17 protein-coding genes are annotated in these 20,891 nt (G+C 44.5%); 7 read left to right on the plus strand and 10 right to left on the minus strand.

The features are described 5' to 3' along the window. Positions 1-13: 13 nt before the first annotated feature. Positions 14-2,098 carry a neutral/alkaline non-lysosomal ceramidase N-terminal domain-containing protein gene (locus tag ACXAFI_RS12240; protein WP_475109033.1) on the minus strand — a complete coding sequence of 695 codons (2,085 nt, stop codon included), beginning with the start codon at positions 2,096-2,098 and terminating at the stop codon, positions 14-16. Between the two features lie 788 nt (positions 2,099-2,886). Here ACXAFI_RS12240 and ACXAFI_RS12245 point away from each other — a divergent pair. Next, a complete protein-coding gene (locus ACXAFI_RS12245) occupies positions 2,887-6,003 on the plus strand; it encodes a cellulose binding domain-containing protein (protein ID WP_475109034.1) in 3,117 nt (1,038 codons plus the stop codon). Positions 6,004-6,053: 50 nt separating this feature from the next. Here ACXAFI_RS12245 and ACXAFI_RS12250 read toward each other — a convergent pair whose 3' ends face one another. From ACXAFI_RS12250 to ACXAFI_RS12260, 3 genes are all read right to left on the minus strand, one after another. Continuing rightward, positions 6,054-6,467, minus strand: a complete 414-nt coding sequence (locus ACXAFI_RS12250) for a nuclear transport factor 2 family protein (protein ID WP_475109035.1) — start codon at positions 6,465-6,467, stop codon at positions 6,054-6,056. After that, positions 6,467-7,816 (minus strand): 3-carboxy-cis,cis-muconate cycloisomerase, encoded by a 1,350-nt coding sequence (gene pcaB / locus ACXAFI_RS12255; RefSeq protein ID WP_475109036.1) that lies wholly within the window; start codon positions 7,814-7,816, stop codon positions 6,467-6,469. The genes ACXAFI_RS12250 and pcaB overlap by 1 nt, the downstream gene beginning before the upstream one ends. A 222-nt stretch (positions 7,817-8,038) precedes the next feature. After that, positions 8,039-8,284, minus strand: a complete 246-nt coding sequence (locus ACXAFI_RS12260; RefSeq protein ID WP_152452646.1) for a hypothetical protein — start codon at positions 8,282-8,284, stop codon at positions 8,039-8,041. A gap of 1,162 nt (positions 8,285-9,446) precedes the next feature. Here ACXAFI_RS12260 and ACXAFI_RS12265 point away from each other — a divergent pair. Beyond that, entirely contained in the window at positions 9,447-10,217 is a 771-nt protein-coding gene (locus ACXAFI_RS12265) for a class I SAM-dependent methyltransferase (protein WP_475109037.1), read from the plus strand. Next, positions 10,210-11,145: a TauD/TfdA family dioxygenase gene (locus ACXAFI_RS12270; RefSeq protein ID WP_475109038.1), complete on the plus strand. Its 936-nt coding sequence runs from the start codon at positions 10,210-10,212 to the stop codon at positions 11,143-11,145. The genes ACXAFI_RS12265 and ACXAFI_RS12270 overlap by 8 nt, the downstream gene beginning before the upstream one ends. A gap of 89 nt (positions 11,146-11,234) precedes the next feature. On the opposite strand, the gene ACXAFI_RS12275 is transcribed toward ACXAFI_RS12270, so the two are convergent. Together ACXAFI_RS12275 and ACXAFI_RS12280 are read right to left on the minus strand one after the other, a co-directional pair. Then, entirely contained in the window at positions 11,235-12,194 is a 960-nt protein-coding gene (locus ACXAFI_RS12275) for a DUF2279 domain-containing protein (RefSeq protein ID WP_475109039.1), read from the minus strand. A gap of 545 nt (positions 12,195-12,739) precedes the next feature. Next, positions 12,740-13,480 carry a hypothetical protein gene (locus ACXAFI_RS12280; RefSeq protein WP_475109040.1) on the minus strand — a complete coding sequence of 247 codons (741 nt, stop codon included), beginning with the start codon at positions 13,478-13,480 and terminating at the stop codon, positions 12,740-12,742. A gap of 69 nt (positions 13,481-13,549) precedes the next feature. On the opposite strand from ACXAFI_RS12280, the gene ACXAFI_RS12285 reads away from it, so the two are divergent. Next, positions 13,550-14,149, plus strand: a complete 600-nt coding sequence (locus ACXAFI_RS12285; protein WP_475109041.1) for a MarR family winged helix-turn-helix transcriptional regulator — start codon at positions 13,550-13,552, stop codon at positions 14,147-14,149. 732 nt (positions 14,150-14,881) lie between these two features. Here ACXAFI_RS12285 and ACXAFI_RS12290 read toward each other — a convergent pair. Next, on the minus strand, positions 14,882-15,136 hold the full coding sequence (locus ACXAFI_RS12290; RefSeq protein ID WP_475109042.1) for a transposase: 255 nt from the start codon (positions 15,134-15,136) through the stop codon (positions 14,882-14,884). Between the two features lie 426 nt (positions 15,137-15,562). On the opposite strand from ACXAFI_RS12290, the gene ACXAFI_RS12295 reads away from it, so the two are divergent. Both ACXAFI_RS12295 and ACXAFI_RS12300 read left to right on the plus strand, forming a co-directional pair. After that, positions 15,563-16,441 carry a DMT family transporter gene (locus ACXAFI_RS12295; protein ID WP_475109043.1) on the plus strand — a complete coding sequence of 293 codons (879 nt, stop codon included), beginning with the start codon at positions 15,563-15,565 and terminating at the stop codon, positions 16,439-16,441. A 524-nt stretch (positions 16,442-16,965) separates the two neighbouring features. Next, positions 16,966-17,319 (plus strand): hypothetical protein, encoded by a 354-nt coding sequence (locus tag ACXAFI_RS12300; RefSeq protein ID WP_475109044.1) that lies wholly within the window; start codon positions 16,966-16,968, stop codon positions 17,317-17,319. A 397-nt stretch (positions 17,320-17,716) separates the two neighbouring features. Here ACXAFI_RS12300 and ACXAFI_RS12305 read toward each other — a convergent pair whose 3' ends face one another. The 3 genes from ACXAFI_RS12305 to ACXAFI_RS12315 form a co-directional block, all read right to left on the minus strand. Next, on the minus strand, positions 17,717-18,061 hold the full coding sequence (locus tag ACXAFI_RS12305) for a hypothetical protein (protein ID WP_475109045.1): 345 nt from the start codon (positions 18,059-18,061) through the stop codon (positions 17,717-17,719). 95 nt (positions 18,062-18,156) lie between these two features. Continuing rightward, entirely contained in the window at positions 18,157-18,357 is a 201-nt protein-coding gene (locus ACXAFI_RS12310; RefSeq protein ID WP_475109046.1) for a hypothetical protein, read from the minus strand. Between the two features lie 59 nt (positions 18,358-18,416). Continuing rightward, a complete protein-coding gene (locus ACXAFI_RS12315; RefSeq protein WP_475109047.1) occupies positions 18,417-18,755 on the minus strand; it encodes a hypothetical protein in 339 nt (112 codons plus the stop codon). Positions 18,756-20,356: 1,601 nt separating this feature from the next. On the opposite strand from ACXAFI_RS12315, the gene ACXAFI_RS12320 reads away from it, so the two are divergent. Then, on the plus strand, positions 20,357-20,692 hold the full coding sequence (locus ACXAFI_RS12320) for a hypothetical protein (protein WP_475109048.1): 336 nt from the start codon (positions 20,357-20,359) through the stop codon (positions 20,690-20,692). Positions 20,693-20,891 lie beyond the last annotated feature (199 nt).

Genomic DNA, 20,891 nt, shown 5'->3' on the forward strand with positions numbered 1-20,891 from the left:
GAGCCCTAGTGGCTTATTTATTCACAGTAAAACTGCTGGACTTTCCGCTGTAACTCGTGATTTTACCGCTCCAACCACTCTTCCAGTTACCTTTGTGCTTGATGCGATAAGTACCCGCAGGGGTATCCTCACCGATTACCCACTGCCCCTCGGCAAAAGAGCAAGCTAAACAGTCTACCGCAGTATCCCGTGTCCAGATAAAACGGGTATCCAGGTCATTATCCGTAAGATAAGTTTCCCAGCTGCCATTTACCTTGCGCTGCACTTCGATAAAAGTGCCCCCGGTTCTGAGATTATTGCGTGGGTGGCCTGAGCGGAAGCTTGCGGAGACGGTATCGCCAACGGAATAGCTGTTACGCACATCATCCCAAACCTGCCCAAAGGATTCCCATAGGCGCTTGTCATCGTAGACCACACCAATGACATGTATGATCTGGTCATCGGATAAATCCGCCGGTGTCGGTCCAGCATCGACCGCCAAATCATTGTTCATGGCATCGGCCATTTCCGTGTAAATCTGTTGGTAAGCCGCTAGGGTGTTGGGGCCATAGATCGTATGCCCACCTTCGTAGTGCTGGCGGTCAAACTCTTCATGAGTGGTGACATAACCGGTATAAGCATTGGCCAGACCGGCAATAACCACAGTAGAAATACCGTGACCTTGCATCGCAGACAATACTTGTTCCTGTAAACGGCGACCGGCCATAGTAGTCATTTCACCCGGTGCGGCGACCAGGACCAGAGAGCCGATACGGAACATCTGGAATGGCAGATAGGGGGTATACAACTCCTGTCCAATCACTTTGCGCTCGACAAAAGTGGGCTTGGGATATTGGCAGGGATCGTCCTGTGTATCCTCGTAAACCGCAGCAGCGGAGAAAGCATTCATCAGCCCAAAAAGCGGGAAACCACTGATCACGGATTCGAACAGGCTCTCACTGCGATCCCACTCGGTGCCCTCATTTTCAACAGACATACCCTCGAAGATACCATCGATCCCACTAGGGCCATCCCAGGAGGAACCGGCAGTAAATGACCAGCCCACGGCGCCCTCACATATATTCTGTTGCCCTTCGCCGGTATATTCTCCAGCTACGGTATAACCGGGAAAATAAATATACTGGTGACGGTAATCGAGATCGTTTAATAATTTACTGCCGGAAGCACTGTAGAGAGACTTAGCCTTAGTTACTTGTTTTTCTGCAGCCAACATAAGGCTCTCATACTCGCTAGAGCCACAACCATCCCCCGGTCCACAAATATTGGGGGAAGCATCACCCAAATTACTATTGGCAAAGGCTGCGACAAAACTCCCTGTGGTATCTGCCTGGCTTGCTGCCCACTGTTCAAATAAATAACTGGCAGCGCCCTTGTGATCACTACTCAGCTGACGCTGGCTGGTACCGAGTGAAACATTGTGCACCGCAAACCAGTTAATAATACCTAGAGCTTCATTATTGGCATTCACCAGCTTGAGCTGGGTCATGGTCTTATTGGTATCGTATTGATAGTCCTCGGCATCTGGATTTTGCGCATATGGCTCCGGGTTTCGATTGATACTGGTGTTAAGCAGTGTGCCCTGCTCCAGATAAATGTCACCCTCTGCCAAACCATTATTCGCAGAAACTATTGATTGGTAGATACCTTCAACGATCGCGTTGTAGTTATCCTCCGCATAGCCAAGCGCGCTCATGTTTAACATCACATAATGGTCGTAACCACCGGGCCCAACATGTGTATGGGTAGCCGTGAGCATAACGTTTTCATCGGTATAGCGGCTGTTGCCATATTTGCTCTTAAGTTTGGCAATTACTCCCTGTTTAACCCCCTGGGGAATACCCTGTAAATCGGCAGAGACAAACACCAGGCGCTCACTATCCTGTGCATTGGCAATCACAAATGCACGGGACCATAGGCGGCTATGGATTCCCTTGGTGGTCTGGCTGGTTTCACCGTAACCAACCATACCCACATCGGCGGCTGGACCAGTGATGTCATATTTACCTGCACCCAAAAGCCATTCCGCGCTAAGGGCAAAGGGGGTGTACCCAAGCAGCATAAAAAATGCGGCATACCACCGAATTATTATTGTCTTCATTTTTTCTCCATACTCTTTTAAACGAAAAGTTGCCGCATTGGCCTTCTCTCAATGTCCTTGAAGCGCCAAAAAAGTGAGTCCCTTTCGCAAAAAGTCAGCTTGATATTGTGGGGTGAAAACTGGCCAGGCCAGTGGATGCCGGAGTACAGTAAGAAGCTACTATAAGAAACTACTATCGCCGGCCTTTATCTCTTCCTGATACCTCTGCCTCAACATCCCGATAAACCACGGAGAGTGATGGGCAGGGTCAATGTCCTTGATCGCACCAATCGCTTATTATTTGTATAGGTACGTAGGTGCCAGCATACTCTAATTTCACCGCTCAGTATGCCTATCAGAATTCAGCGGCCGCCAAAATTATCCAGAATTTTTCAGTCTCGAAGTGGTACCAATCCAGCGGCGCACATAAATAACAATTAATTATTTCTGTCTGTCAGTTATGACAGCATTATTTATTTCAACAAATTGAGTAATACGAAGATGACTCATGCGTTCTCATAAAGGTTTGAACATCGGCATACTTGTCTCAGGTCACTTCATCACAAGGGTGAAAATGGCTAAAAACCAACAAAAGTTCCCAGTCTATGAGAGCTTTAGAGAATGCCGAGAGGGAGTACCAGGCTTGATCAAGCCCTTAAAGAAAAGATAACCCTATAGATAACGGTTTAGTCAGAAAATTATGCTTTGACCTTTAAGTCACAACCGAGTCGACCTCCTCAAAAGAAACTTTCTTGTCCCCCAAGGGCCTTAGAAGGGTTACATAAAATGAATAATTTAGTGGTTATCAAATGCGTGTAAGATTTTTTAAAACAGGCTTAACCTCCCTTCTTCTACTAGGTACCACACCTTTCTCAATGGCGGCAACCAACTGCGAAGTGAATATGGTTGTTCAGAGCCAATGGGACAAGGGCTACATGGCTTCCGTGGTGGTGCGCAATACCGGTACAGAACCTATTAACGGCTGGAACGTCTCTTGGCAATGGCCTGGAGACCAAGTGATCGACGGTTCCTGGAATGCCAAGGTATCCCAGAGTGGCAATGCAGCCTCCGCTGAAGAGACCGGCGACTTTGCCAATATCCCTGTAGGTGAGGCTCGCTCTTTTGGCTTCAACATCGCCTACTCCGGTGGTGCGCAGGTTCCAGCCAAAATCAATGCCAGTTGTGATAGCCAGCAAATACCTACGCCGACGACACCGGCAGAGCCATCCAAAGGGAATACACCCCTCTCAGACCTGGAAAGCTACAACTATATTCTCGGCACCCAGACGATCAGCCCGAAATACAGTTTCACTGGCGAAGGCTCCTTGGTGGAATCCGCCAAGGCTATCCGTGCAATGGGCTCTAACCTGCTTAAAATCGCCCTTTCCACCGGCTTATACGATGAGCTTAGGGGCAAAGGTCTGGACTACCAATTCAAACGTATGCTGGAAGAAGTACCCGCTTACCGAGAGGTACTGGATATGGACTTCTCCCACTATATGTTCTGGGTGGAGGACTCCGGATCTTGGATGGACAATAAAGGAATGTCCCAGGAAGAGCTCACCTGGCAGTACGATAAAATCTATGCGATGGCCGAATATCTGCTTACGCAGTACAGTGGCTCTGGTAAGACTTTTATGATCGGTCACTGGGAAGGCGACTGGAATCTCGTGCAGAAAGCCGATGGAACAAGAGATGATAGCCAGCAGAAAATCGATCCGCTGCGTATTCAGGGGTTAATCGACTGGCTGAATATCCGCCAAAAAGCCATTGAAGATGCCAAGGCCAATGTACGCCACTCCAACGTCAACCTGTATCACTATGTTGAAGTGAACCGGGTGGAATCCGCTATGCAGGGCAAAGAGCGTATTACCAACGCGGTCCTGCCACATACCAATGTCGACTTGGTTTCCTATTCTGCCTACGATCTTACCACCAAAGAAAAGCACTCTGACTTCGCCACCCTACATGCCGAGCTCACCAAAGCATTGGACTTTATTGATTCAAAGCTGCCGCACAAGGCCGGACTGCCCTTCGAAAAGCGCGTGTTTATCGGTGAATACGGCTACGGGGAATCCTGGTTTAAAGATTGGGGAACCCGCTCCGGAGAAGCTCAGGATATGCTTTCCCGCAATGTGATTAAAACCGCTCTTGAATGGGGTTCTCCGTTTATTCTCTACTGGCAGATGTACGGAAATGAATACGATAGCTGGATCAATGAGTTTGTCGGCTATTGGCTGATCGATAACAACGGCAATAAAAAAGAGATTTACCATACCCACGAAAAATTTTACAAAGATGCCAAGAGCTATCTCAATAACTATCAGGCCAAGCAGGGCAAGTTACCATCCGAATCAGAGTTCCGCGCTTTCGCCCTAAAATGGTTTGAATCTTCTGCTACCACCACTCCGGACAACAATACGACTACGCCACCAACAACTCCGACCACAGGCACAGGCACAGGCACAGATCCAACACCCACAACTCCGGATACGCAACCCCAGGCCTCAGGTCAATGCACAGTGGAATACTCCATTCAAGATGACTGGGGCAATGGATTTATGGCTAACATTGTCATTCGCAATACTGGCAGCCAACCTTTGGACGCTTGGCAAATACAATGGCAATGGCCTGGCAACCAGAAAGTCACAAATTTTTGGAATGCAAAAGTAGTTGACCACTCAGGCTCTGTTACAGCCAGTGGCCAAGAAACCATTCCGCCAGGGGAAGCTCGAGCTTTTGGCTTTAATGGTGAATATAGCGGAACCAACAGTAAGCCAACCCTTAGCGCCACTTGCCAGGCTAGTAGCTCAGACCAAGCTAGTACCTCCGATACATCGACCTCCCCTAATACCGCTACCCAACCCAGCGGTATTGGCAACTCTGCCCAAGGTGAAACGGGAAAAATCAAACTCTGGTTTATTGGTGACTCCATCACCTACGGTATGACCACACTGCCCTACAACTCTATGGGCTTCCGCTCTCAAATCTGGCAACACATTGTCGAAGCCGCCGATGGGAAATCCAATTTCCCCCTGAGTAGCAGCGACAATAATGGTGCGCTGACCATTAGCTACAATGGTCAACCCCTAGAGACTATCGGCACCGTGAGCGGTCCTACTGGGCCAGATGGCATAGAAAAGAAGACTGGCAATTATTGGCACACAGGTATTCCGGGAGCCAGCACCAGCGATATGCTGTGCTTTCTCAACCCCACAGGTCACCAGATCCCTGCAGGCTACAGCTCTACCAGCTGCGCTGACTCCATCGCTTACTTTAACTCTGTAGTTACTGAAATGTGCCGTGAGAGCGGCAATAGCGCGGGATGGCTAGACAACCAGGCCTGCCAGTTAAACCAAAATCTGGAAACCACGGATGCCATTATTGTGCCCATTCAATTGGGCACAAACGATATCACTCATCTCAACAGGAGCGGCGCAACTCAGTGCAGCTCTACCCCGCAAGCTGGAAGTACGACTGCCAAGAAACTCGATCAAGTGGTCGCCAGTATTGTTTCAACGGAAAATATTCGGGATAACACAACTTTGGTAGGCAAAATATACGACCACCTCAATGCGCTCGGGATACCAAACGACAAAATTGCTTTTGTGATTTCGACAATCCCCCGCCGGACGAACCTGGATGGCCAGGACCCATCCAACCACTGTACAGACTATTACAATACAAAAATCAAAAGTACTGTTGCTAGCATTGCTCCCTCAACAAAAGTCTTCCTTGCCGACCAAGGTAATATTGTACCTACCGGTGACTCAGTACACCCCACCACCGCTGGACACAAGGTCATGGCCTGTAACCTGCTATATGGCTACAACTATGGACACTCCGAAAGCTTCCACTGCCCAATTCCTGGTAAGATTCCAAACACAGGGTTGCTTCGGGCATTTGCTGCTGTTTCAGCACAATAAACATTACCGTTAATGGTCCCAACAATTGAAATTCAAGGAATAGCTTTGGATTACTGCGGCATATTTTTTGGATGTACAAAGTCTCCATGTATTGGAGCAGTATCATAGATAATTTTCACAGATGAAAAAGCACTAAAGTCATCAGTGAAATCAAAGAGATCCACTACATCAATTGTGGCTGGATCTCTCCCCTCTACCGATCGGGTATAGCTAAGATAAATGGCAACCTGATTGGTCTTCACCCCACCATAAAGTATATTTCTCAAAACCATTGTACGGTTGCTGATTGAGCGAAAAATATAAGAGTAAAAACTCTTCACAGAGCACTCCCCAAAAATTGGAGAGTATACGGATGCATTTGGAGTAAAAAGCGCCAGTAATGCTTCCAAGTTACCCTGCTCTACAGCAGCTATATATTGGTAACAGAGCTTCTCAGCTTCCCCAATACATATCGTTTTACTCATCACTTATCTTGCCTGGCCAGTGTCTGGTCCACCATCTCACCGCAGAGTCCCAGATAATTATTGGGATTGAGCAAGTGATCCACTTCACTACCACTTAAAACCCCAGTTATCTCAGCATTTTCTTTTAAGAGGTCGGCAAAGGGGCGACCAGTCTTTATTGCTTTGCAACAAATTTTGTAAACCAGATCGTGGGCTTTTTCACGGCCAAGCTTGGGGCCTAGCCCCATCATCACTGCTTCAGAAGAGACCAGTCCTCCCGTTATTTCTAAATTTCGCAACATATTTTCTGGGTGCACATTGAGACCACTTAAAGCAAACCTAGCTTGTGCCAAAGCAGCAGCAGATAAACAGAAGATTTCAGGAAGAACCACCCATTCAATCTCCCAGGTACCTGTCGCTCGCTCGTAATCCTCTTCCATTGCATTCAGTAAAGCCGCCACCTGCTGCCGCACAATGGGTACTATTCCGCTGATATACACCGAAGAGACGGGGTTGTGTTTTTGCGGCATAGTACTGGAAGCTCCTCGCCCTGAAGTAAAGGGTTCCGTAACCTCTCCAATTTCTGTCTGTGCCATCAGCTTGATATCTAGGGCTATTTTTCCCAATGTGCCGGTAATCAGACCCAACAGGCAAGCAACTTCAGCAATCCTGTCGCGCATGGTGTGCCAGGCAATCAAAGGTTTACCCAGGTTGAGTTCCTCCATAAGGCCAGCCTGCACTAAAAGGCCCTGCTCTCCTAAAGAAGCCAAATTGCCCGCTGCACCACCAAACTCTCCTACAAAGGCACGCTTCTTAATCTCCTCAAGGCGCTGCTGGTGCCTGTGGAAACCAGCCAGCCATACAGCTGCCTTATAGCCAAAGGTAATTGGCACAGCTTGCTGAAGGTTACTCCGAGCCACCATTGGCGTGTCCCTGTAATCCTTGGCCAGGGTTGCCAGTGCATCGGCGATCGCATCTACTTCGGTTTCCACCAACTCCATTGCTGCCCGAATCTGCAATACGGTAGCGGTATCGGTAATATCCTGGGTTGTAGTGCCCCAGTGACACCACTGACCAAGACCATCACTACAGCGCTCAACTAACTGCTGTACAACCCCCAAGACCGGATAGCCGATCAATTCTGTTTGAGACTTTAATCGCTTGAGGTCAATTTCTTCGGTATGGCAATGTCTGCAAATCTCATCAGCCGCCTCTTCAGGAATAATGCCAAGTCGTGCCTGAACCCTGGCTAAGGCGGCTTCCACATCCAGATAGTATTGGACTCTTTGCCGATCCGAAAATATCTCACTCATTGCTGGAGAGCTAAAGAGACCAGAAAAGACTTGGGAGTCAATAAGGGTTGCAGCCATTGTTAATATTCCAAACAGCAGGTAACAGTAGCAATGCTTTAAAACAATCTTTAATAGGTATAAAGGTAATCTAAAGATTCAGGAGCAAACCAAAGTCTAGATATCCTATTTTCTAGATAGGATAAACAATAGCATTCAGGAAAGAATGCTACGGCTAGCTGACAACCTTATTTCGGTCAAGTAGAGAAATAACAAGATCAAAGTAGTATTGAATCTTGGGCGCTAGCCAGCACCAAGACCAAAAGCCAGGTACCCCGTGATCGCCAATATAAGCAAAAGTCCGATTAATCCTGCGCGACCAGGTATTTCCGAGGGAGGGGATTGTATATTTTTCTCACGCACATAAGTATTAACGATGATTTTTGCTTCTTTTAGGTCAACCTTCTTGGATTCACGCAACAATTTCATAGCTTGAATCATTTCGCCATTTTCAATTGCATCAATTACATCTTTTTCCAATTCCATCATTGATCCACTTACGGCTCAAAGAACTATAATTTTGGCACGAGAAACATGAAATTGCATGGCTCCAACAATAACTCTGTCGGGTCATCCCTCCTAGCAGTTTGGGCACTATCCCTATGCCCGTCCAAGGGTTTGAGTTACCACCTTTCCATACACCTGATCTTTTCAGAAACTAAACTAGTCGCAAAGGCGATTGTAGTCCAACTCAAGATATAGCCGGAAGATAACCTGTATGGACTATGCTTATTGATCTGCCACCAATAGTGTATTCCCGAAAGTGGGCCGCCATCAAAGTCAGATCACTCCCCATAAACTCTGACCAACCCACCAGCCAAATGTGTACTTTTGCCGATATACCGTCCACTCCCTCACTTGAAAGAAGTGAATTTAGATTATGCCCCTATCTGAGAGACCAAAGAGTCAACTAGTTTGTGTTCACCACATTTGTTTTAAAACTATGTCCCTCCGCCAAAAACTATTACCCACCTAACCTATCAAATACTTCAACCCCTTGATTCAAATCAATCAAGATCAACACGAAATCAAAGAATTCCCACTGTAATTGCGGGTGACTCTTCCAGCCAGATCACAATAGGAGACATCAATATTGATAAGGTAATACCAAAAAATAAGTATATTTCATAAAATATTTTTGAACATCAGGAAGGATGCCTTCTCACAAACGTCACTTAAACAAATATTCAGACCCAACATACTAGGGTGCCATAAAACCAACTAACCCAAAATAGGTATAAACATCTAACCACCAAGAGAAAACATTATTTAAAACTTTACCAAGAAAAGAATACACAAAGAAAATCAACAAGAATTTAACAATTGCCAATAAAAATCCAACTTCGTATACTGAAATCACCCATAAAATTTCAAGCATAAAAATAAGAGCTGAACCACAGGATGTGCACTAGCAGTTTGCCAAGAGCCCAACCAATCACTTTAACTTTTCAATTAAAAAGAGAATTTGAAAACTCAATAAGCAGAAAAAATCATGATTGGTTAGTGTCATTACCCCAGGAAAAGCGTATTAAAAACTTCGGATCGAAGGTAGAACTTTAGATTTAGATGCTCGAACAGCCATATAACACTCAAACAATAAAATCAAGCAAAGATTAATTATCAATCAGCCAGACATCAGGAGTGGCTCAGGATGAACCAACCTATCTCAACTGAGACAATTTACAACGCTCAAGCTACCAATTGGCTCAGGTCTGAAAAAGTACTGTTAAGTGATTTCACTGCAAGACCTCGCGTCTTAGAGGCTCTGGGCGAGATCACTGACCAGGATATACTGGACTTTGGCTGCGGCGAAGGCTACGTATCACGCATGCTACTGGAAGCCGGTGCCAAGTCTATTTTTGGTATTGACTCTTCAGCTGAAATGGTTTCCCAGGCACAAACGATGGCCAAGGAACTAAAGCTGTTTAATGCAAGCTATACAAAGGGTAATGCGGTTACATTTAACCAATTCCCAAAAACCAGCTTCGATAAAGCGATTGCGGTTTTCCTCTTCAATTACCTAACCATCGAAGAAATGACTCAGGTAATGAGTAAAGTACGCTCACTATTAATTCCTGGTGGCACTTTCGTCTTCACTGTCCCTCATCCTTGTCTTCCGTTTATGAGGGAAGAAACCCCTCCATTTTACTTTGAGCATGGCGATAAATCCTATCTCGATGGCATTAATCAAACCTTCGAGGGAAAAATCTGGCGCAGAGATGGCATTCCTGTATCTGTTCGATGTGTTCATAAAACCTTTGCGCACTATTTCAAAGCCCTGACACAAGCCGGCTTTAACAGTATGCCCGAAGTAAAAGAGTTAGCCGTAACCGATGAGCACCTAGCTTTTGACCCTGAATTTTTCAGCCCACTGAAGGGCTACCCTCTGCATGTATTGTTTAAGGTAAAAGCAAATGATTGAAATGGCACCAGCCGAAGCTATCCGCGCACAAGCGTGGGCAGCTTCGGAGATGACGGCAAAATCCAACTGGAAATTTAGCTGGCCTGTCAATTGGCAAGCAGAAATCAAAGCTCTCCAAGAGTGGTCCAAAGGACAAGAGGACCCCATACAAGCTTTGCGAGCCGATTCCGTTTCCACGCCTCAGTTCGATCAACTTGCTGACAAGATCAAACATGAAGTGCAAGAGGGAAGTGGTATAACCTGGATTCAGGGTGTTGAAGGTTTTGACCAGAAAACCCTAAACCTTCTGTTCCTGAATCTAAGCCTGGCAATGGGACAAACTATCGACACCTATGGCAGACTCTACGGTATTCTAGATACCGGTAGAAGCTATAAAGAGGAAGCCATTCCTGTCTCTCAGACTAACGCGGCAACTGGTGTGCACACGGATAGCTCGCAACGAGCAATACAGCCAAATATCCTCGGGCTCTGCTGTATTACTCCAGCCATTGAGGGTGGCAAGTCCAAAGTAGTTTCTGCTGCTCAGGTGCATAAAAATCTCGAGGAAAGTGCTCCTCAGCAACTGGAGCTACTCTACAACAATTACATTCGAGACCTTGTCACACCAGGAAGCGACAAAGATCTCCAAAATATCCTAAACAATCACTTCCCAATTTTCAGTTACGCCAATGGAAAACTTTCCATTCGCTATATGCGCTACTGGATAGAAAAAGGCCATCAACGCGTGGATAAGCCCCTAACGCCAGAAGTAATTCAGGCCCTGGATATGCTAGATGGAGAGCTCAACAATGAAGAAAATATCGTTAGCTTTTATATGAATTCTGGCGATATGATTTTTATTGATAACACCAGGGTTCTGCACGACCGTGATGAGTTTGTCGACACTCCCGACCAAAAACGAGTTTATACAAGGGTGTGGATAGATTAACTATTAACAACTCCCAGGAGAAGAGAGACTTCTCCTGGAGCCACATTAGGTTTGATCACCTACACTATACATTGTTTGAACTTACTCTATTAATCACCCTCATTAGCAACATAGGTGTGGGGAATCTGTACATATTCGAAGAACTTTCGCCCTAATCGCCCTCCTGTAGTTTCCCTGATGCCAGCTCTACCAAAAAACAGCTCCCCGATATTCAATCCAACTCCAAAATAGAGCTCCCTACGCAGAGGCTCGTTTTTCTCTTGCTCTTTCAGGGTAAATCCACGGGCAAAGTAACCTCCATGTAACTCGAGATAGTTAAGAGGATTTCTAGGCGATAGATCGAATCCACTTAACTTTAGCGCTAGTAGGTATTTCTGTCCTGAGTAATCTGAATGTGGCTTAAAGCCTGAGCGATTACCGGAAGGAAGATATTCAAGACGAAAGTCCAGTTTCCCCCTAAGTCCGGGTATGTTCCTTCTCAAGTAAGAGAGACCTACCCCTGCGGTATTGGCTACAATATCTTCCCAGGCAAAACCATGTTTCTCAGAGTAACCATCTCCCAGTTCCACAAAAAGCATACTCAGCCAAGCTAAAGTGACCGCACTAGCCTCTGCGCCCACAGAATTAGCTGCCCTGCAGTGAATAGCATCTGTAAAGAGTTCACTGAGAAGGTAGGCTCCATAGACATGGCCGAGTTTATCCATACCACCGTTGGCGGTATCGTCCCCAAAGAATCCCTCGCTGCTTGTACCAAAACTACTGGAGCCCCAATCCCAATCCATTAAGCCAAGAGCTAAAGTAGAAACTGCAACCCCAGCTGTTTCGAAAGGAGTAGCAGAAAGATGTTGTTTAAATTGTGAAACCTCAAAGCCCTGCCATCTCGGGTCAGTGACAGGATACTGCTGGATACAGCCAAAACTCTGTGATTGACTGAAGGCTCCCTTATCAATATCCGTAGAACCGTTCATCTCTTTGGCTAATAGGTTACCGGCGCTCAAGAAAAAGACCGCAACCAAACAAAGTATTCGCTTAACTTCAATATTCATCATTTCCTTTTATTCCCTTAAGAGGAAAATCCGCTTTCAATTTAGCTTACTGAAAGATGATTTTAAGATGGAGGACAAACGATCAAGGTCATTAAATTACACCCAAGAATCTACTTTTCCTAATTAACGCTTAACATATCAACCAATAAAGATAGAAATTAATACAGTTAAAGTCTATTAATTCCTTTCAGCAAGGATTTTCATGACAAATAATTAACATCACCCAAATAACGATAGAAGTAAAAAACACTTGAATATTATATTTCAGATAGAAAGCTCACCTCTTACACCATATAGCGATGAGAGGAAGCAAAACTGATTGCAAAGGGGAGTGAAGTGAGCGAAATGATTATCTAGTATCAAAAATACAACTTAAAATACCAGGCAAATCTTTTCCATACTATCCATTTGTTGATCTGCAAAGAGGTATAAAATACTAGGGAGCCTGTCAAATAGTTCAAATATTCCCTTATATCCCACCAAGTCCATCCTTGGACTTTACCGACAAGATTCAAGCGAAAACGCTCAATCTGTCAGCAATGCACAATTTACTGCTCTATTTTCCCCGGCAGGCTTAAGTCACCAGAGGCGATATCCATTACATTGACAACACAAAGCAGCGGAGCATGCGCACTCTGGTTCACTCTGAGTCCAGCAGTTACCCCATCGTATTGCACAGCGCTCAAATCTACCCGGTGATCGAAGGCCACTTTCACTTCTACAATGTCCTCATTGATTATCGGGTCCCATCCCGGACTATCAAGCAATAATGGTAGGCCAGGCCAAGTATTGGGCAAGGTGGGCTTGCTACCCTCAGGAATATCTACCACAGCTAAGGCATCTGCTCCACAACGCTCATTGGGCTTTAGTACAACCCAATGACTGTGCCATACATTGCCATCGTTACCGGGATCATTATCGGCATTTTCATCGTATAGCGGTGTATCGTCAAAGTCTGGATGTGCTGTAACCGCCAGGGCTAGGATGCCTGCATTTTCTGCAAACCCAACAGTAGAGCTATTGAGCGTCGTCGGCCATACATAAGAAAACACATCGCTGCCAGCTAGTTTACCGTTGGCAGTAGGCTTATTGCTGCCCGCCTGACCGGACACGCCCATGTGAAATGTTGCCACATTACCCTGGTAACTCACTCGAGCATGCACAATATCAAATGGTGCCAGTACCCCCTCGGAAATACCGGCGTGCACACCACCTCGATGGCTCCCATCAGCGTGCGCCAGAGAAGTGATTGTTAGTGCAGAGAGGGCAAAATAAGGGAGGATTTTCATTGGTGTCTTCCTTTTCGTTTCGAGTCGATACTAATATAGACTGACATGTCACATTAATGGTTGTCAACAATGTTTTTAGTCGATACCATTTTTCTCATGAACATTGAAATAACATCCCGCTTACTAGAGCGCTTGAGCAGCTTGCTTCGCAGTGAGGGGCGCGGCCTACTGAGCGAATACGGCCTACAACCGGTGCAACTAGAGGCTTTGCATTATTTGTCGCAGTGCAACCGCTATTCGAATACGCCAATAGCTGTCGCCGAGTATTTGCGCCAGACCAAGGGAACGGTATCTCAAACATTGAAGGTGCTGGAAAAGAAGCAACTGATCGTAAAGACAGCCGACCAGAAAGATAAACGTGTGTCTCACATGACTTTAACGACTCAGGGGCAAGCGATAGTATCAACACTATTTCCTTCGCCCTGGCTAAAAGCCGCTCTGGCAAGCATGCCTGAAGCCCAGCAAGAGGCCACTGAGGAATCGCTGCGGAAGCTACTGCAAACCATTCAGCAACAAAACCACCTTAAAGCCTTTGGCCAATGCCGCCACTGCGACTATAACCAACCAAATGGCGAGAAGTTTTTATGTGGTTTGACTGGTGAAACCCTAACTCCGGATGAAACCCAGTTAATCTGTCGTGAATATACTTGCAATCAAGCAACAGTGTAATAAGTCCCCCCTATTTACTGACAGAAACAACCTCTATTCCTAATGAAATTACCGAAATTTTCCTGATTAAATTCAATAAAAGGAATATTAATGAGACAAATTTCGGGTTAGCCACTTGAGAGTGTTACTGGGCTTCCTTAGGAAAAAGAATAGCAGTTGGACTGCTATCTATGGTACAGCTTGATTGGACCGGGAAGTAAACATTGAATATAAACAATATCTATAGTCAAAAAAGGCCTATCTTAAATATAAATTAATCATTTGAAGGAGCTAGGTTATAGCATAGATTTCGTGATGCGTACGCGTATTATATTTACCAATATAAGCCAGGGACTTACAGAAAAGTGCATAGTAATTTTTAGGACTATACTGCCGATTTGTAATTTTATAGAGGCTAGAAGTTTGGTAAACAAAGGTTGGTCAATTGCAACAAAAATTGACTTTGTCATCGAAATAAAATATGACTTAATCACCACCCAAAGAGCGAAGGAGATGAGTAAATAGACTCACCCATAAGTAGATGTGTTTAGACCAAATCTGAGAAAAATCTTCCATATCTTTTCTTAAATTGCCCCCAACGGGGCCTATTAGAATCGAAATTTTTTCTTGTCTTTTCTCAGAGTTCTTCGTCCAATCTGCTAGCTTATCTATCGCATCTTCAACTCCACAATAACGCAGCTCCTTAGGATAAACTCAGGACAAAATTTAACTAGGTTTCCAATTATAAAATATCTAACATACATACGACCAAGAGTCTGCATTAATTTTGAAATGGCCTGCTCCTGCAGGGTAATACCTCAAATAGGCATGATTGGTCATAAATACCCATGCATGTACTTGTACTGAGTACCGTTCCGCATAATCCCGGAGCCAACCCATATAAGCAGCCAAATCATCCTCTGAACCAAAGCATACTTGGCGATTGTTGCCACGCTGGATAATATGTTGAGTGATACCTATAGGAGCGAGACGTGTTAAACGAGCCATAAATCACTCCTTGAATTTATGGCCATAGGCTAAAAGGGTAAGTTCTTAAAAGGTTTTAATAGATGTCAATATTTTACTCTGACCCCAATTATTGAATCACGATACCCGCACCTTTCTGTAGGAAAAAGCTAACGATATCCTGTAATCTGATAGTTCGGACCAGACGTAGCCTGGGTGCTAGGGAAAGCCAGTTTCCGTTTTCGTATAGGGACTGCCCTGTTTTTATGCGGGGTTGGGACGCTGACTCCAGTTGCCATGTAATTGTCGCAACAATATCGCTGGGCCAACCTGAAGGGAAACCGATCAATCGAGGGGTTTTATCGTACATAGGCCCCTTTCTATACTGACTTGTTCGAAGCGCGAATGAAGACATTATTATCACGCCTTGCCCGGGTTTAACCCACATTTGCTGAAGGTAGTGAAACCTTGCCATCTACATATCAGAACCACTCCCTAGGTGTTGGACTAGCCCTCGCCGGTGGAGTGTTGATGGGCTGTATCGGCATTGCCGGTAAGTTAGGTGCTGGCGTGGGCTTAAGCCCCTTTGTACTTTTAGCAGCACAAGTCGTACTACTTGCCCCATTATCCGGGATGCTTCTCTTGATACGGCAAGGATGGGCGGGCATAAAGCCTGTGAGCCCGTGGATCCTCACCATTCGGACAGTATCGGGGATTATCTATTTTTCTGCCTTCTACGGGGCACTGAAGGGCATACCGGTCGCGGATGCGCTGGTCCTGGAAAGTACGAATCCATTTTTCGCCATGTTGATAGCAAAGGTATTTCTCGGTCATCGGGTTAGTGCCGCAACTATCTGCCTAGCGATATTGGCGTTCCTTGGCGTATGCCTCATTTTACTCCAACACAGTGCCCAGGGCATTTTGAACCCTTACTCACTCCTCGCGCTGCTGGCGGGAGTAGCGCGTGCGGCAGGTAGTGTCGCAACGGGGGTTGCAGGCCGGACCGAGCCGCCCGAACGCATCATGTTCTACTACGCTGTTGGGATGCTGATCTTTAGCGTGTCTATTGCGGCCTGGGAGGGCGCGCAATTGGAAGCATCGTCGCTATGGATTCTCGCGATCCCCGCGCTGCTATTCGTCCCGCAGAATCTTGCTTACACGGTTGCTAATCGTATCGCACCTGCCTATCTCGTAGGGGCGCTCTTTTACAGTGCTATCCTCGTCGGTCTGTTTGCCGATCACTTTATATTCAGCACTGAATTCGGCATCCGTGGCGTGATAGGTATGGGGATTACGGTTGCAGCCGGGCTCGGTTTGGCCTGGGTGCGAGCGAGAGAACTCAAGTAATGGCCAGATGCTAAGTATCCCTGTGCCAGTCAATTGTCTCAACGCTTAGGGTTAATCTCAGGCATTCACGGGGTTTATTAAGGAGGCACCCGGCGATAAATCACTGACTGGGTCAGGCGATCAACAAGCCGCCACCCAATTATATCTGTCTCGAACCGGGAGGGGGTACCGACAAGCTGGGCAGCGAATGTTTGGCGCAAGGTCAATGACAGTTTTGATACATATCCATATTACGGTGATGATGAAGAATGCCCGAGGTCTTTACCTAAGCGTGTCGAAAACTGGCAACTCGCTGAGCGTTATAAGTGAACTTCTGCGATGGCGATACGATAGATTCACTTTTTAATATCTTCACCCCATAGGTCAGTATGTCTTGGAATGAATCTATTTAACAACGTTTTACTCTGCCCCCAATTGTTTATATATTTCTCCTCCTTGGTTTCGGATAATTAATTCAGGTTTCAAACTTTTTCTTTTTTCCTTTTACACCAAAATTTATAGGATTACTTATTTAGGAAAATAAAATGAAGAATATCGCAAAGGTTGGAACTGTGCTTTCATTGCTTTTTTGCTCGAGCATCGTAGGAGCCAACACCTCGACTGCGGCCGGTTGCACAGGCAGTGTTTCTAAACTTTGGGTGGAGGCTGATAATAGCCTGTACTTTGACAAAGAGCCATCAACTACTTGTAGCTGTAACCACAGTGTTGGTAATTCGAAGGGATTTAAAGCTCTCGCCGATCTGCCAAATAAGAATGAACAATATGCCGCTCTTTTGGCAGCATTTATGCCTGATAGGAAAGTTCAAACTTGGTATGACTGGCGCAGTACCGATGGTAGCAATAGGTGTATCAGCTACAATATAGTACTTTCTAAATAAACCCTAGGTTTCCGTCATAACCGACGAAGTGTCGATAGAACAGCAGATCAGCTAGCCAGCCTAAGATTGACTAGCTGATCTAAATTAACAAACCAAGTAGTTAAAGCGTTAGAATTTATTCCAACTGGTTTCCCTTAAAAAACAACAGACCACGCATCGTACTGGAAAATAATCAATATCACTCAATTAACTATTTACGCTCTAGTATCCTCACCCTCATCCAAGCTTTCTTGTACGAAAGAAAGGACAAAGCATGGTAAGAAAACTTTCTTACCATGCTAGTTAATAAGGGCGAGCTAGTTGTAAAAATTTTTCTGAGAATTCAATTATATAACTTAACCCTAAGCATTAAAGTGTAGCCCACACACCTTATCCTGATGAACTTATTACAGTTAAATTAGCGCATACGTAGCCTGGTGAATTCAGCCGCACCACCAATACATGAGGCTTCGCTGATCTGAAAATCAATTGTTCGGTTAGATGCCTGGGCAGCCAGGGCAATAGAGAGTGCATGCGAACAGAAAGAGTTGTTCACGGTTGAACAAGCGATAATCGTCTCATATTTTGAGCAACTTGACTTTTTACTAGTAGGTTCTTTTAAGTGTATGTAAATCATGTCGCCACTAAGGGCTTCCACCAAACGAATTTCCTTATCCTCATCATCCAGCGCAAGAGCAGCGGTAGAAGTGAGAGAGAGCAGAGATAGGCAGATTATTTTATTAAGCAAAATTCTAAAAGGCATTTTTTTCTATTTTTGTAAATACTTGACATTAGCTGGGATAGTCAGACCAAGTCTGACACACCCTGTTGAAAAAGAAATTAAGTTAGCAATTATAGCTAAACGATTCCATCCCTGTTCACATCTAATAAAGAAACATTACTTATAGCCTCCAACCGATCAAATTCTTCAATTCCTTTAATCTTTATTAGTTCGTACTCTAAAGCAGTGAGAGGAACCAGCCATAACAACTCAATGTTTTGGTTACCAACACAATGAGATAACATTTCCTCTGCTTCTCCACGAGGATCATCAACCAATATTGCTTTTGTGGCCCAACAACCAGGTGCTAGCGGTGCAATATTTTACTCTGCTCCAATTATTCCATATAGGCTGAGGTGATTGAGTTATAAGTAACCCCACCAAGATCTACGCATTCTCCAGAGATTATTTTCACCCTCTCTCCCGCTGTTTTAGCCATCATGATCATAGAATACATCTCTTTAGCTATATCATTTTCAGAGAATAACAACACCGGAACATCTTTATTGTCGCACTCCGAATCGTTCATTGTTACACCGTATACAAAAAGCCTACTGTTCTCACCTCCAACGAGCAGGACAGCATTATCAGATATATCTACATACCCACTACTACTCGTAGCAGAAACTTTAAGAGAGAATAAAAACATAAAGACAGCGAGTACTACTTTTTTCATTTCAAATCTTATCAATAGTTATTGAAATACTGTTTCTAGCATCCCCGTCAATGCTAGCCACCACAAGCAAGCGGAATTTGAATAGACTGACTACCATTACAAGGCGAGACATAATCAGCACATAAAAAACTCGACTGGGAAGCCGGGCTTTTAGTAAACAGGGACATCGTAAGGCGGGGAATTTATCACCACAACTCAAAGCCTGTCAACTATACCAAACAATTTTCTGCTTATTAATATTCACAACTTCAGAATTAGAGCTCTACTGAAACACAATCCCAGCCAGCATTGGTATCCCATCCATAAACGCTTCTAGTTACGAACCTACTATTTCTTGTCAAAACCCAAAGTTTACACAGATGAAATTCGCCTCACCAATCAAACCAAGAAAGATAAAAGTGACATATTCAAACTTCTATATTTCTAGCTGCAGTATCCTGATAGATTTTCCCATCAACACCCTCAACCACACCTCTGAAATATTACTCTATACCACATAAAAAATACTGAAAAGTATTCAGCGAGCCAACAGGTAATCTATAAATTAAAGATATCTTAAGTCCTACCACTTATCTATTTTTTACTTATGCAGTAGGCATTAGCAACAAGACTAATAGCACACATCAAGAGCAAACAGTATCTAGACGAGCAATTTCGAGACCTGCACTCAATTAATCAGCTGCAATTAAAAACAACTACGACCACCAAAGTACTTCAAAAAACTAGCACCACCCGATCAGAAAATTGTGAACAGCATCAAAACTAATACTCTCAAGGTCTTTAAGGAAGAATATTGTTAATTGCTAACCGGTGGAAAAATGATGCTTCATACTGAAAACCTAGTTCGCGCTTATCAATTATTTATGATAATTCAGGTTCGAACTGGTAAAGCATTCTCCAAAAAACAACAATAGCCAAATCAAGCCAAAACCAATTCAAACTTTTACCGCACCGGCTTCTAAGCCACCGCTCTTCCCCTGATCAGCAACACCATAATCTCCTCCTTGAATTAAGGACTACCGGCAAGCAAGGCTAAACAGCAAATCGATTTATTGGGCGCCAATATTTTACTCTGACCCCAATTGTTGTAAACATCAGATTTAATAACTCTCGTTAAGATGATCATTACCACACCTACGCCAACCTAAACCGATATCAATCTGTTTATTTTTTGATCAAGGTTAACAACCAAGGGGTAAACCTTAAACTATTACTCTCGTTTTACTTTCACGACTCTATGACAACTCTAAACAATTACAAAGTGCCTATAACAACACTAATATTTAGTGCCCTAGAACTTAGCATTAAACGGGGGAATGAGAACAAAAATTTTTTACTTTAAATTGCTTGTATTTCCTACCATACTCACCTACAGCAGATGCTAATTAAAAGCACATTTAAAAGCTCAATAACTTTTTATCAACAAGCGCTAGAAGCAATCTTCTTTTTTGCAGAAAAGCACTAGTATTTATTGACGCTTAAAGGTTTTCATAGGGATTCAAATACGTAATAATAGAAAACTAATAGTGACGTCAAAAGAAGATGTCCTGGGCAATCCGCCGTGAATCATACGAAAAATAGTTTCTATAGAGAATTAGGATATGAAATTAAAATCCGCCATATTTGCTTTAGCTTCCTTTTTGTTTACCTATGATGCCTTTGCTGGCAGCATCACTAGCACAATTCGGAAAGTAGGCTGTCACATTGACCACAATCACTGCTTTGTCTATTTGAATGAAACAATTGAAGATAAAGCAAATTGCGGGAATAATTCCTCCCTAAGATGGGATGGTTCAGGAAACACCACACAGAATGTCCAAGCAGCTTTATCAATTTTACTTACAGCCAAAACCACGGGACAAGCTGTTGAATTTGGATCTGCCGGTGAAACCTGTTTTGGAGGATTCACCAGCTTTACCTCGCTAGAATTACACTGAATAACACAGAAACATTGGACTAATCTTTTATCTTCTGGCCCCACAGTACTCGGTATATTTGACGATAGTGTAGGGGCTTGTTGACTGAAGAATTTCCGCATTAATAGGCCTAAAATCTTATTGGCCCCCGCCCCTTCACATAAATGCCTATAGGTCAAAGCAAGTCCTAACCATAAATAAAAATTGATACCCCCCCTCT

Source organism: Microbulbifer sp. ABH2_005 (assembly GCF_056160005.1).

What these genes read in the sequence shown, in the direction of transcription:
- ACXAFI_RS12240 (WP_475109033.1), bottom strand. Translation starts at nt 2,098, where the DNA reads ATGAAGACAATAATAATTCGGTGGTATGCCGCATTTTTTATGCTGCTT.
- ACXAFI_RS12245 (WP_475109034.1), top strand. Translation starts at nt 2,887, where the DNA reads ATGCGTGTAAGATTTTTTAAAACAGGCTTAACCTCCCTTCTTCTACTA.
- ACXAFI_RS12250 (WP_475109035.1), bottom strand. Translation starts at nt 6,467, where the DNA reads ATGAGTAAAACGATATGTATTGGGGAAGCTGAGAAGCTCTGTTACCAA.
- pcaB (WP_475109036.1), bottom strand. Translation starts at nt 7,816, where the DNA reads ATGGCTGCAACCCTTATTGACTCCCAAGTCTTTTCTGGTCTCTTTAGC.
- ACXAFI_RS12260 (WP_152452646.1), bottom strand. Translation starts at nt 8,284, where the DNA reads ATGATGGAATTGGAAAAAGATGTAATTGATGCAATTGAAAATGGCGAA.
- ACXAFI_RS12265 (WP_475109037.1), top strand. Translation starts at nt 9,447, where the DNA reads ATGAACCAACCTATCTCAACTGAGACAATTTACAACGCTCAAGCTACC.
- ACXAFI_RS12270 (WP_475109038.1), top strand. Translation starts at nt 10,210, where the DNA reads ATGATTGAAATGGCACCAGCCGAAGCTATCCGCGCACAAGCGTGGGCA.
- ACXAFI_RS12275 (WP_475109039.1), bottom strand. Translation starts at nt 12,194, where the DNA reads ATGATGAATATTGAAGTTAAGCGAATACTTTGTTTGGTTGCGGTCTTT.
- ACXAFI_RS12280 (WP_475109040.1), bottom strand. Translation starts at nt 13,480, where the DNA reads ATGAAAATCCTCCCTTATTTTGCCCTCTCTGCACTAACAATCACTTCT.
- ACXAFI_RS12285 (WP_475109041.1), top strand. Translation starts at nt 13,550, where the DNA reads ATGTTTTTAGTCGATACCATTTTTCTCATGAACATTGAAATAACATCC.
- ACXAFI_RS12290 (WP_475109042.1), bottom strand. Translation starts at nt 15,136, where the DNA reads ATGGCTCGTTTAACACGTCTCGCTCCTATAGGTATCACTCAACATATT.
- ACXAFI_RS12300 (WP_475109044.1), top strand. Translation starts at nt 16,966, where the DNA reads ATGAAGAATATCGCAAAGGTTGGAACTGTGCTTTCATTGCTTTTTTGC.
- ACXAFI_RS12305 (WP_475109045.1), bottom strand. Translation starts at nt 18,061, where the DNA reads ATGCCTTTTAGAATTTTGCTTAATAAAATAATCTGCCTATCTCTGCTC.
- ACXAFI_RS12315 (WP_475109047.1), bottom strand. Translation starts at nt 18,755, where the DNA reads ATGAAAAAAGTAGTACTCGCTGTCTTTATGTTTTTATTCTCTCTTAAA.
- ACXAFI_RS12320 (WP_475109048.1), top strand. Translation starts at nt 20,357, where the DNA reads ATGAAATTAAAATCCGCCATATTTGCTTTAGCTTCCTTTTTGTTTACC.